The following is a 12,746-nucleotide window of genomic DNA, read 5'->3' as shown; positions in this document are numbered from 1 at the left end:
GTGTACCATTCCGTGGATGAGCCATACTGAAGCCCACGAACAGGCACTCGTCCGCCTCGGCCGGGCCCTCGCCGACCCGACCCGCTGCCGACTGCTCCTCGCGATCCTGCACGGAAACCACTATCCCGCCCAGCTCGCCGAACAGCTCGGGCTGTCCCGGGCGAACGTCTCGAACCACCTCGCCTGCCTGCGGGACTGCGGACTCGTCCGCACCCACCCCGAGGGACGGAAGGTCCGCTACGCTCTCGCCGGGCCGGAACTCGCGGACACCCTCCGCAACATGACCCGCATCGTGCTCACCGTGTGTGACGATCCGGGAACCTGCCTCAACGAGACCCCGGCGGAGGCGAACCGATGAGCGACGCATGCTGCGGTGGTGGTGCCACCGCACCGGACCGACCGACCGAGGGGCTGCTCGCCGCCCGTGACGAACCGGGAACACCGTGGTGGCGGGACACCACCCTCCTGGTGCCGCTGCTGTCCGGAGTGTTCCTGCTGCTCGGACACCTCCTGCACCCGCTCCTCTTCTGGGTCGCGCTGATCCTGGGTGGCTCGACGTTCATCCCGCAGTCCGTGCGCAGATTCCTCACCGGCTCCGGTGGCGGACGACTGGGCATAGGCCTCCTCATGACCGTCAGCGCCGTCGGATCAGTGGCTCTCGGCTACGTCGGTGAGGCGGCAGCCCTGGCGTTCCTGTTCTCCATCGCCGAGGCACTGGAGGAGAAGGCCATGGCGAAGGCCAGGGCGGGGCTCCGCAGCCTCGTCAGCCTCATCCCCGAGACCGTGACCGTTCGCCGGGGCACCACCCCGGAGACGATCGGCATCACCGAACTCATCATCGGCGACACGGTGATCGTCCGCCCGGGGGAGCGGGTGCCCACCGACGGCACCGTGTCCCGGGGGGAGGGCGCCCTGGACACCTCCGCCGTCACCGGTGAATCCATCCCGGTGAACGTCGGGCCGGGGGACACGGCTCCCGCGGGATCCATCGCGATCGGCTCACCACTGGAGATCCACGCCGACGCACCCGGAACCGACAACTCCCTGACCACGATCGTCACCCTCGTCACCCGGGCGCAGGCGGAGAAGGGTGCCCGGGCACGAATGGCCGACCGGGTCGCACGGCCCCTGGTTCCCGGCGTCCTGATCGCCGCGACCGCCGTCGCGGCCATCGGTTCCCTGTTCGGCGACCCGTCCGTGTGGATCGAACGCGCGCTGATCGTCCTGGTCGCCGCATCACCCTGCGCACTGGCGATCGCCGTACCCGTCACCGTCATCTCCGCCATCGGGGCGGCCAGCCGTTTCGGCGTGATCATCAAGTCGGGTGCCGCCTTCGAACGATTCGGCGCCGTCGACCGCATCGCCTTCGACAAGACCGGCACGCTGACCCGCAACACCCCGACCGTCGTCTGCACGGAAGGTCCCGACGAAACACTCACTCTCGCCGCCGCGGTCGAACGGCACAGCACCCACCCGTTGGCCGGAGCGATCCTGCGGGCCACCGAGGACCGGGACATCCCGGAGGCCCTGGACGTCGAGGAGATGGCCGGGCACGGGATGCGGGCCAGGGTGTCGGGGCGTCGGGTCACCGTGGGCAGCCCCCGCTTCGTCGATCCGGGGGAGATGGCACCCCGTGTCGACGAACTCGAGTCCGGGGGCGCGACCGTCGTGGTCGTCCGTGCGGACGACACATCCGTGGGGATCATCGGAATCATCGATCCCCTCCGCCCCGAGGCCGCCGAGACGGTGGAGACCCTCCGGGACATGGGGCTCGCCGTCACGATGCTCACCGGCGACAACAGCCGGACCGCCGCGGCACTGGCGGATGACGCGGGCATCACGGATGTGCGGGCCGAACTCCTGCCACAGGACAAGGCACGGGCGGTCACGGGACGGGGCTGGGCGATGGTGGGCGACGGAATCAATGACGCCCCCGCCCTGGCGTCGGCCGACATCGGCGTCGCGATGGGGGCGACGGGAACGGATGCGGCCATCGAATCCGCGGACATCGCCTTCACCGGACACAGCCTGACACTGCTGCCGGACGCCATCCGCCACGCGCGTCGGGGTCACTCGATCATGAACCAGAACATCGCGCTGGCCCTCGCGGTCATCATCATCCTCCCGCCGCTCGCGCTCACCGGCGTCCTGGGACTGTCCGCGATCGTGTTCATCCACGAAGCCGCCGAGATCATCATCATCGCGAACGGCCTACGTGCCGCAGCCACCCGGCGCGCGGCCTGTGTGCCCGGGAAGATCCCCGCACCGCCCGACACCCCAGCACGACGAACCGGCGCCGCGACCGACGCGGATCCGCAGGACGACCGGGAGGTTTTCCGCCGCGGCACCTCCTCCTGAAGATTCCTCCGACCTGAACCACCCCACTTTTCCATGACGATGTGCTCCATCTCATAGACGAATCACAAAGCCTTCACTTGTGCTGATGCTGAGGTATGCCTAGCCTTGTTCTGACCCACCCGGGGCGGCAGGAGCACCGACGACCAGTTTCTGGGGTGCCCAGCTGCCATCCGGGCCCGTCTCAACCCGTACAAGGGAGCCACAGATTCCATGAACCACACCCTCAGTTCACGACGAGTCGGAAAGCGCGCCATCGCAGCAATGCTCTCCGCGTCGTTGCTCACCACCGGCGTCACCGCGATTGTCCCCGCCGCCACTGCGGCAGCAGCCGAGAACGAATCCGGACAGAAGTCCTCGGTCACCGGCGACAAACCGCGTCACAACGGAAAAACCTTCGGCGGCACCCTCACCGCCGACGCCACCGTCGAGGCGGGCGGCCTGCTCACCGTTCACGGTTCGGGCTTCGGACAACGTCCCGAGGACGGCTCCTTCGGAGTCAAGATCAATGACGGCGGAGTGAAGCTGCCCGAGGGGCAGACCGGTGCCGACGTCACCGATGTCGACTCCGCGGGAACCGGAACGCTCAAAACCCCGTTCCTCCCGGACGAAAAGGGTGAATTCACCTTCAAGGTCAGGGTCCCCGGGAATCTCGAGCCCGGTGCCTACTGGGTGCGTGTCCTCGGTAGCCCTGCGGACGGTGGGCCCGCCGTATCGACGTTCGCCTGGTTCGATGTCGTGGAGGCGACCGACGGTGGGAACGGCGACGGAACCGGGGATTCCGACGGGAACGGAGACGGTTCCGAGACACCGCGCACCTCGGTGACCGGCGACACCCCGCGTGGCGGTGGCAAGACCGTCGGCGACGGATACGTCAAGGTCCGAACGGACGTTGCCCCGGGGAACGTGATCACCGTCTACGGCTCAGGCTTCAAGCAGCGTCCGGACGGCGGACGTCTCGTCGTGAAGATCAACGATGGTGCCGTGCCGATCGGTGACCAGGGCGGTCGTGGTCTCAGCGAGGTCACGCGCGGCGCGGGTATTTTAACCGGCGACCAGCTGCCGAACGCCGAAGGCTTCTTCCAGTTCGATCTCGTCGTCCCGGAGGACCTCGTCCCCGGTGACTACTGGATCCGGATCCTCGGGAACGCCAACGACGGCGGCGAATCCGTCTCCAACCTCACGTGGTTCACCGTCACCGAGGCCGCGGAGCCCACCAGGAACGCGAAGGTCACCGCCGAGCGGGGCGAGACGTCCAGCCGCAGCGGATCCGTCTACATCCCGGTCACCGCCAGCGGTTTCGCCCCGGAGACCGAGGTGTCCGTCACCGTCGACGGTGCCGCAGCGAAGTGGTCCCTCGGCCACCACAGGACCGGCGACACCATCACCACGGACTCCGAGGGAACCGCCGAGGGCGAGATCGTGGTCGAGCCCGGTGCCGCCGCCGGGGTAAGCCACACCGTCGTTCTCAGTGCCGGCGATGTCCGCGCGGAGACCACCGTCAGCGTGGATCCCGCCGTCAAGCTCACCGTCGCCGGCAACGACAAGCTCTCGAACTCGGCCCTCGACTCGAAGGCGGACGTCATCGTCATCGGTCTGCCCGAGAATGCGACGGTCGACTTCGTCGGGGTCGGGGACCGAAACCTCCTCACCGACGGTCAGCAGGGCGTCTCCGGTGCGGACTCCCGCACCGTGATCCCGAATGTCGCCATTCCGGGGGACGCCGCACTGCTCGGCCAGAAGATCCGGATCGCCTACACCGTCGACGGTCACGAAGGCACCTTCGAGACCGATGTCACCATCACCCCGGACAACAAGCTGTACGGTACGGACAAGTACACCGTGCAGGAGGCGGAACTTCCCGCCGGCGTGTACCAGAGCCGCTACAGCGCCAAGGAGAACGCGCTCTTCGTCACCCGGACCGATTTCAGCGCGGACGGCAAGGTCTCGGGGCTGATGAAGGTCAATCCGGACACCCTCGAGGTCACCAAAGAGATTCAGCCCGCCACCGATGACATCGACGGCCGCGTATTCGGAGTGGGCGTCGATGACAAGCGCGGTCTGGTCTGGACGACCAACACCCTGGGCAACTCGGTGGCGGTTTACCGCGCATCGGATCTGAGCCTGGTGAAGCAGTTCCCCGCAGACATCATCAACCACGCCCGCGCCGTCGTCGTGGACCAGTCGACCGGCAAGGCGTACGCGTCCTCTCCGGTCTCGGAGACGGACTCCATCGCCATCTTCGACGGTGACACCCTGAAGCACGAAGGCTCCCTGTCCACCCCAGGCTTCGGAAACGCCATGGGTCTGCAGCTCAACCAGGAGACGGGTGACCTCTACTCGGTGTCGCTGCGCGCCCCGAAGGCTGTCAAGGTGAATGTCCGCACCGGTGCATCCACCGTCTACGAACTACCCGCTGACATGGTCTCCCGTGGATCGTCGGTCGCCGTCGATCCCGCGACCGACACCCTCTACGTCGCCAGCCAGGGCACGAACAACGTTCTCGCCTACGACATGAAGAACCAGAAGGTGCTGGCCGACATCAAGACCGGTGCCCAGGCACTCGCGGTCGTCTACGACCCCGCGACGAAGAAGGTCTACGCGGTGAACCGTACCGCCGGTACCCTCACGGTGATCGACCCGGCCACGAACAAGAAGATCGCCAACCTCGACGCCGGTTCGCTGCCGAACGACGTCACGTTCGACAACGAGGGACACATCTTCGTCATCGGGAAGGCGAGCCGTGGAGGCACCTCTGAGATGGACAGCATCCACCGTTACACTCCTGATGCTGGCGAGACCCCGGATCCCGGCACCACGAGCTCCGGTTCGGGTTCCGTCCTCGGACTCCTCGGACTCCTCGGTGGCATCGGTGGTCTGACCGCACTGTTCGGCTACCTCGTCAAGATCGGGGTCATCCCGGCACACGTTCTGCCGCAGCCCCTGCGGGATCTGCTCCACATCTGATCACCACCTGAATCATCCGGCCGAGTGCCGCCCCACTGACATCACTGTCCCGGGACGGTACCCGGCCGAGATCAGGTTCCAGTCCCGACCCCATACGCGGGGTCGTGGCCGGAGAGCTGGCGCCCTTCTTCGGGAAAAGGCCCCGGCATCCCCGGTCACCCGACACACACGGCGTACCCAAGGAGCCAAACACCATGCACCGACGACGTTTCCTGACCGGTTCCGCCCTCATCCTCGCCTCCGTCCTCGGGCTCGGCGCCTGTTCCGGTTCCCCCGACCCCGGCCCCACCGCCGAAACGGTCGAAACCCGGACAATCACGGACATCGAGGGAACCGATGTCGACGTTCCGGTGTCACCTCAACGCGTTGTCGCGCTGTCCGAGCCGACCCTCGACGGGCTGCTGGCACTCGGGATCACGCCCGTCGGAGCGGTCGCCGGGCGTGGCCAGAACGACATCGCGGGCTACCTGCGGGAACAGGCGGGAGACATTCCGCTCCTGGGAAACGTCGCGCAACCGAACTTCGAGGCCGTCGGAGCCGCAAACCCCGACCTGATCCTCGTCGACGGCACCAGCATCAACAACAATCCGCCCGTCATCGAAGCCCTCCGCGCCATCGCACCCGTCGTCTACACCGGATACGCGGGCGGCGACTGGCGCATCAACTTCCGGAACACCGCCAATGCACTGAACATGGTCGACCGGGGCGAGAAGGTCATCGCCGACTACGACGCCCATGTGGCGGACGTGTCCGCGCAACTCGACGCCTACCGTGACTCCACCTTCTCCATCGTCCGGTGGCAGGGAAACTCCGCGTCCCTGATCCTCAAGGAACTGCCCGCGGGAATCGCCCTGAACGATCTCGGGCTGAAGAGGCCACCGAACCAGGACCACCGTGGGCGCGGGCACTCGGAACCCGTGTCCCTGGAGAATCTGCGGGACATCGACGCCGACTACATCTTCTTCGGAACACTCGGCGGCTCCAGCGTCAACAATCCCGGCGCCGGAGGGAAAACAAACCTCGACGGGGCCCGGGACGCACTCGAACAGGCGGAGACCGTCCCGGGTTTCACCGACCTCGAGGCGTACCGGAACGGCACCATCATCCCCGTGGCGGGTGATCTGTGGACCTCCACCGGAGGGCCCCTCCTGATGAACCGCATCCTCGACGACGTCGCCGATCTCGCCCAGTAGAACCCCACCGCCCCCACCACCGGAGACCACACCGTGCACACAGCCAAGACCCACCGGATCCACGGCGCCACCGCCCTCATCCTGACCTCCTTCCTCACGGCACAGACCCTCAGTCTTCCGGCACCCGCCACCGCGGACACCCCGGCCGGTGTGCAGACGCAGGCCGATGGGACACAACTGTTCACCGGCGAATCGAATGACGGGGCCCGGGCCACCGTCCCCTACGTCGTCGAAGCGGGCCAGAACGTGGAGCTGAATGGTTCAGGATGGCACACGGTCGATGGTTCCGCCGGATCCACCGTCGTGGTCAAGCTCTACTACACCCTGGCGGACGGCGAATCGGGCATCTACCCACGCACCGGGGATGCGGTGGTCAACCATCCACGGAACGGGAATCCGGACCCCACGATCTGGGCCGTCTTCACCGCCGGCGACGACGGATCCTTCCACACGAACCTCGACCTGCCCACCGAACTGACCCCCGGACAGAAGTTCAACGTCGCGGTCACCAGCGGACTCGCCGGAGCGGACGACATCCAACGGTCCGTCGTTCTCGGGCCGCTCGCCGTCGGCGGGGAAGAGTGGGTGGAACCGGCGAATCCGGATGCGATCACCTGCGTGCCCTCGACACCGAAACCGACGGTGACGGTCGCCCCGAAACCCAACCCCGACGGCACGCTCACGATCAGCGGAACCGGCTTCTGCCACTCGACCGACGGAGGCTCACGACTGTCCATCAAGATCGACGACGGACGGTTCAAACACGTCCCGGGCCACCAGGTCCATGACAACGCGACGATCTGGGCGATGCACGACGCCGATCCGCGAACCGGTGACTTCGCCGTCGACATCGTCCTGCCGGACGGCACCGACCGGGGCCGGTACGGATCCGACCCCATCTTCGAACCGGGGTCACACCACATCCGGATCCTCACCGGAACCCTGAAGGACGGTGACCCGATCAGGTCGATTCCCCGCCGGGGCGACGACACCACCACCTTCACCGTCGGCGAATACCGGCCGAGTGGTGTCCCCGAGCCCCTCGACTACGAGGCGACCCTCACGACCGCCAATCAGAAGGGTGTGTCCTTCACCGAGACACCGTCCCTGGTCACCGTGACCCTCCCCGACTCGGAACCGGGGGACTGGGTGTTCGCGAGCACCTACATCGACGACAGCTCCGTCCGGCTGCCCTGGGATGACAACTGGTACACGGTCGGCGAGGACCACCGCATCAGCCTGCCGCTGGGTGAACCGGACGATCTCCCGGCCGGACCACTCAAGCTCGTCCTCCAGTCGGGCAACGCGGGGGAGTACAGCGATCTCGTCGGGTGGAACTGGATCACCCTCCGGAAATCGGACACCACGGAGCCCGGCGATCCCCCGGACCCGGTGAATCCAGAGGATGTGCCCCGGGACCTGATCTTCGCGGTCGCACCACTGATCGGGGCGGTCGGGGGACTCAACGGGAAGCTCGGCGAGATCTACCGGATCCTCAACAGGCTGCAGCCGGAGACCGCGACGACAAAAGACCCCGGCACCACCCCCGGCGCGCGCGGGAAAGCCACCGATTCGCCCGGGGACTCCGGTACCACGCGAGGCGGCGGCACCCCCGGTGCACAGGGCACCGAACAGGAGACCGTGGTCACCGTCATCAAGCGTCGACACGGTACCTCCGGAACGACCGGAACCGGATCCGGGAACCGTACCTCCCGGTCGGGACGGAACACGGTCGTCGAGCTGCCCCGGCCCGACGGCGAACCGGCTCCTCCGGTACTCAACGCGGCGAACCTCACGTCCCGCCGCATCGGACCGGTCACCTCCTCGCTCAACGGTGATCTCATGACGCTGGCCGCCGGTGGACATGAACCGGGGGAGTGGGTCTACCTGTTCAGCTACAGTCCCAAACCCACCGGCATCGGCTGGGCCCGGCTCGATGATCTCTCCCAGGTCGCACTCGACATCTCCGCTCTGGGTACCGGAGAGCACCGTATCGCGCTGACGGATTCCTCCGGCGAGCTCATCGGCTGGGCACCCGTCCCAGGTACCGGACACCGTTCCCCGGAGTCTGTGCCCGCACCCGTGGACGAGGAAACCGCCCCGACGGCGCAGGCGGGCGGGACCGGCACCACGGGGGTCGCGCAACCCCTGATGTCGGGAACGGACTGGGCCCTCATTCTCGGGGCGATCGCCCTCGTCCAACTTCTCGTGCTCGGAGCCGTCCTCCGACACCGACGCAGACAGCACTGACCGTCAGCCAATCCAGTACCGCCCGTAGGAGCCCAACCATGAAGAACCCCATTCACCGCATCACCGCCGCAGGTGGAACTGCGGCGCTCGCCGCCCTCACCAGCCTCCCCACGGCAGGTGCCGTCCCACCGGGCGGTCCCGGTCCCGACACCCCGGGAACCAGTTCATCGGTGTCCCCGGGCACGGTCGCACCCTGTGAGACGGTGACGTACTCGGTCGAGGGTTTCCCCGCCGGAGAGACACTCAACATCAAACTCGATGACGGATCGGGGTACTCCGACCAGTCCGTGCACGGAACAGGTGTGATCGCCACCCAGCGCATCAGTTCGGACGGAAGCGCCTACGGATCGGTGCTCCTGCCCTGCGACATCGACGACGGTGAACACTGGCTGCGCTTCCTCTCCAGCAGAGAACTCACCGATTCGGACGGCAACTATGTCGGGATCGAGGGATACACGAGCCACAGCACCTACTTCACCGTCGTCTCAGGTGGCGGTGATACCGGTGGCACCGGGGGCGGAGACACGGGTACCGGGGGCGGAGGCGGAAACTTCCTGGACACGTTCCTCAAGGAAGACTCCGGGACGAACAAGGCGAACGACGACAACGGTGGCGACGGCACGCAATCCGGCACCGGGGACCGGAGCGGCGGAGGATCTCCCGCCGCCGACCGGGGTGGAACGGCAGGGGGCGGCCCGCGGACCGTCACCACGGTGATCGACGAGCCCGCTCCCGGTGGAGGCTCCGGGCAGGGGGCCCGGCGGGAGGAAAACCACGCAAACGGACGCCCCGCGGATTCCGGGAAGGCCGGGAAGAGCATCGAACGCTCCACCCTCGCCGCCAGGGCGGGAGCCGCGCAGTCCGGGGGCACACGTCCATCATCAGCGGTCACCGACACCGACGGTGCAGCGGAATCCGGTTCCGATGACATTCAGCCGGCCTCCGTGGCCGCGGAGTCGAACCGTGCCCCGATGGTCGGGCTCCTCGTCGGCGGGGCGATTCTCATCGTGGGGCTGGCCGGTGTGGCCGCCTACCTCTACACCCACCGCACCCGTCCCGACGCCAACCGGTAGCGATGTACCGGACCCGGCGACGAACCGGATTCATCACCGCGATGATCCTCCTCGTCCTCCTCAGCACAGCCTCACTGCTCATCGGTTCCAACCCGATTCCCACGGGAGATGTCCTTCAGCTGCTCATCCATCCGGACGCCTCCTTCGAATCCACGGTGATCCACGCGCAGCGCGTACCCCGCACCCTGCTCGTCATCGTCGTCGCCACCGCGCTGGGTACAGCGGGGGCACTGATGCAGTCACTGACCCGGAACCCCCTGGCCGATCCGGGCATTCTCGGCGTCAACGCCGGTGCCTCCCTCGCGGTCGTCCTGGCCGTCGCCGTCGCGGGAATCACCAGCATCTGGTTCTACCTGTGGTTCGCCTTCATCGGTGCCGCGCTCGCGGCCGTCGTCGTCTACATCCTCGGCGGGGTCGGACGGACCGGACCCACCCCCGTCCGACTCGCGCTCGCCGGGGTGGCCGTGACGATGGCCGTGTCCTCCATCGTCCAGGTGGTCATCCTCTCCGACCGGAACGCCTTCAACGAGTTCCGCTTCTGGGCGACCGGATCAGTCGAGGGGAGGGGGTGGCCGGTTCTGATGTGTGTTGCGGGATTCATCGCCCTCGGGACCGTTCTCGCATTCGTCTCCGCACCGGCGCTCAACGCCCTCGCTCTCGGGGATGAGCAGGGTCGTTCACTCGGGGTCCGGGTGGCCCGGCTCCGTACCACGGTGATGATCGCGGTCACCCTCCTCGCCGGCGCGGCGACAGCGGCGGTCGGCCCGATCATGTTCATCGGCCTCGGGGTCCCGTACATCGGACGGTACATCTGCGGACCTGATCAACGATGGGCGTTGCCGTTCTCCGCGCTCGCCGCCCCGGTCGTCCTTCTCACCGCCGACATCCTCGCCCGTGTGGTCATCGCGCCGCAGGAGATCCAGACCGGGATCGTCACGACGATCATCGGCGGCCCGTTCTTCATCGCCATCGTCCGTCGACGACGAATCGAGGCCCTGTGAGTTTCCACCGCCGTTTCCTGCTGATCCGCACCGGTTCCTGGACCTTCCGGGTGGAACGCCGCACCCTGGCGGTCACCGGACTGCTCGGTGCCGTCATCACGGGCATGGTCATCTTCGCACTGATGCTCGGGGACTACCCACTGGGACCGGGCGACGTCATCGCCTCACTTCTCGGAACCGGAGATGATCCGCTCGCACAGTTCTTCGTCCGCGACCTGCGGGCCCCCAGGGTCGTCACCGCACTTCTCATCGGTGCCGCACTCGGCACATCCGGGGCGATCTTCCAGACACTCACCGGAAACCCCCTCGGCAGCCCCGACATCACCGGCTTCACCGTCGGCGCCGCGACGGGTGCCCTGCTCCAGATCATCGTGTTCGGCGGCGGCCCCCTGGCCATCGGCCTGGGAGCCCTGTTCGGCGGATTCGCCACCGGGACCCTCGTGTACCTGCTGTCCCGGAGCAACGGGATCACCGGAACCAGATTCGTCCTCATCGGCATCGGTGTCGCCGCGATCCTCCAGGGTGTCAACGGACTGCTCATCGTCCGCGCGTCACTGACCGCCGCGCAGACCGCCGCACAGTGGCTCGCCGGATCCTTCAACGCCACCACCTGGGGGGAGACCCTCACCCTCACCGTGATCCTGATGATCCTCATTCCGTGCGCTCTCGCACTGTCCAGACCACTCGGCGTGATGCTCACCGGCCCGGATCTCGCGGTCGGGCTCGGGGTCCCCGTGGACACCCGACGCATCCAGCTGATCGTCCTCGGCGTCGCACTGGTGGCCGTCACTGTCGCCGTCGCCGGGCCCATCGCGTTCATCGCACTCGCCGCACCCCAACTCGCCCGCAGACTGACCCGGACCAGCGGACCGGGCCTCGGCACCGCTGCACTGATGGGCGGATTCCTCGTGCTCACCTCGGATGTCATCTCCCAGCGACTGTTCGCCCCGACCCAACTACCCGTCGGTGTGGTCACCGGATCCCTCGGCGGCGTCTACCTGATCTGGCTGCTCGCCCATGAATGGCGGAAGGACCACCACGCATGACCACACCGGACACGACCGCCACCCGTCTCCGCGCCCACGACATCACCGTCGGGTACGGGAAGACGACCATCCTGGAGAACCTCTCCATCGACATTCCCACCGGAGAGTTCACCGTCATCGTCGGACCCAACGCATGCGGCAAATCGACGCTCCTGCGTGCACTGGCCAGAATGCTGCCCACCGGTACCGGATCGGTCACCCTCGATGAGGTGCCGCTCGCCTCCCTCGCGCCCAAGGATGTGGCGAAGCAGCTCAGCCTGCTGCCCCAGGCCCCGCACGCACCCGACGGGATCATCGTCGAGGATCTGATAGCCCGGGGCCGGTACCCGCACCAGGGGATCCTGCGGCAGTGGTCGGCCGCCGACCGGGAAGCCGTCGACCAAGCGATGAAACGAGCCAACGTCACCGACCTCAAGGACCGCTTCGTCTCCGAACTGTCCGGCGGACAACGCCAACGGGTCTGGATCGCCCTGGTCCTCGCCCAACAAACACCCATCGTCCTGCTCGACGAACCCACCACCTACCTCGACATCACACACCAGGTCGACGTCCTCAACCTCGCCCGCGACCTCCAACGCGACGGAGTCACCGTCGTCGCGGTCCTCCACGAACTCACCCTCGCCTTCCGCTACGCCACAAACCTCATCATGATGAAAGAGGGGCGCATCGTCGGGACAGGACCGGTCACCGAACTGGTCACCGCCGACCTCATCGCAGACGTCTACGGCCTCGACTGCGACCTGATCACCGACCCACACTCCGGACGCCCCATCGTCGTCCCCCTCGACAGAAACTGAAGCGGGTGGGATGTTTCACGTGAAACATCCCACCCGCTTGTGACTTCTGTACCATTCGGTACCA

General features: G+C 67.1%; 9 protein-coding genes. All 9 read left to right on the top strand.

Annotated features, from left to right (window positions below):
* Positions 1–16 precede the first annotated feature (16 nt).
* The 9 genes from JIM94_RS03140 to JIM94_RS03100 all read left to right on the top strand — a co-directional run bounded on the left by JIM94_RS03140 (position 17) and on the right by JIM94_RS03100 (position 12,682).
* Positions 17–358, top strand: a complete 342-nt coding sequence (locus tag JIM94_RS03140; protein WP_200252843.1) for an ArsR/SmtB family transcription factor — start codon at positions 17–19, stop codon at positions 356–358.
* Positions 355–2,358: a heavy metal translocating P-type ATPase gene (locus JIM94_RS03135; RefSeq protein ID WP_200252841.1), complete on the top strand. Its 2,004-nt coding sequence runs from the start codon at positions 355–357 to the stop codon at positions 2,356–2,358. The genes JIM94_RS03140 and JIM94_RS03135 overlap by 4 nt, the downstream gene beginning before the upstream one ends.
* Positions 2,359–2,568: 210 nt before the next feature.
* Positions 2,569–5,322 carry a YncE family protein gene (locus tag JIM94_RS03130; protein ID WP_200252839.1) on the top strand — a complete coding sequence of 918 codons (2,754 nt, stop codon included), beginning with the start codon at positions 2,569–2,571 and terminating at the stop codon, positions 5,320–5,322.
* 194 nt (positions 5,323–5,516) lie between these two features.
* Positions 5,517–6,515 (top strand): ABC transporter substrate-binding protein, encoded by a 999-nt coding sequence (locus JIM94_RS03125; protein ID WP_200252837.1) that lies wholly within the window; start codon positions 5,517–5,519, stop codon positions 6,513–6,515.
* A 33-nt stretch (positions 6,516–6,548) separates the two neighbouring features.
* Positions 6,549–8,765: a hypothetical protein gene (locus JIM94_RS03120; RefSeq protein WP_200252835.1), complete on the top strand. Its 2,217-nt coding sequence runs from the start codon at positions 6,549–6,551 to the stop codon at positions 8,763–8,765.
* A 38-nt stretch (positions 8,766–8,803) separates the two neighbouring features.
* Positions 8,804–9,838, top strand: coding sequence for a hypothetical protein (locus tag JIM94_RS03115; protein ID WP_200252832.1), 1,035 nt, complete (start codon positions 8,804–8,806; stop codon positions 9,836–9,838).
* A 41-nt stretch (positions 9,839–9,879) separates the two neighbouring features.
* Positions 9,880–10,839 carry a FecCD family ABC transporter permease gene (locus JIM94_RS03110; RefSeq protein ID WP_234039231.1) on the top strand — a complete coding sequence of 320 codons (960 nt, stop codon included), beginning with the start codon at positions 9,880–9,882 and terminating at the stop codon, positions 10,837–10,839.
* Positions 10,836–11,885: a FecCD family ABC transporter permease gene (locus tag JIM94_RS03105; protein WP_248702984.1), complete on the top strand. Its 1,050-nt coding sequence runs from the start codon at positions 10,836–10,838 to the stop codon at positions 11,883–11,885. Before JIM94_RS03110 ends, JIM94_RS03105 begins: the two co-directional genes overlap by 4 nt.
* Positions 11,882–12,682 (top strand): ABC transporter ATP-binding protein, encoded by an 801-nt coding sequence (locus JIM94_RS03100; RefSeq protein ID WP_200252825.1) that lies wholly within the window; start codon positions 11,882–11,884, stop codon positions 12,680–12,682. Before JIM94_RS03105 ends, JIM94_RS03100 begins: the two co-directional genes overlap by 4 nt.
* Positions 12,683–12,746: the final 64 nt, after the last annotated feature.

Source organism: Corynebacterium pygosceleis (assembly GCF_016595275.2).
In the GTDB taxonomy this organism is placed as follows: Bacteria; Actinomycetota; Actinomycetes; order Mycobacteriales; family Mycobacteriaceae; genus Corynebacterium; species Corynebacterium pygosceleis.
Note: the sequence above shows the minus strand (reverse complement) of the source record. Positions and strands in the feature narration are given on the sequence as shown.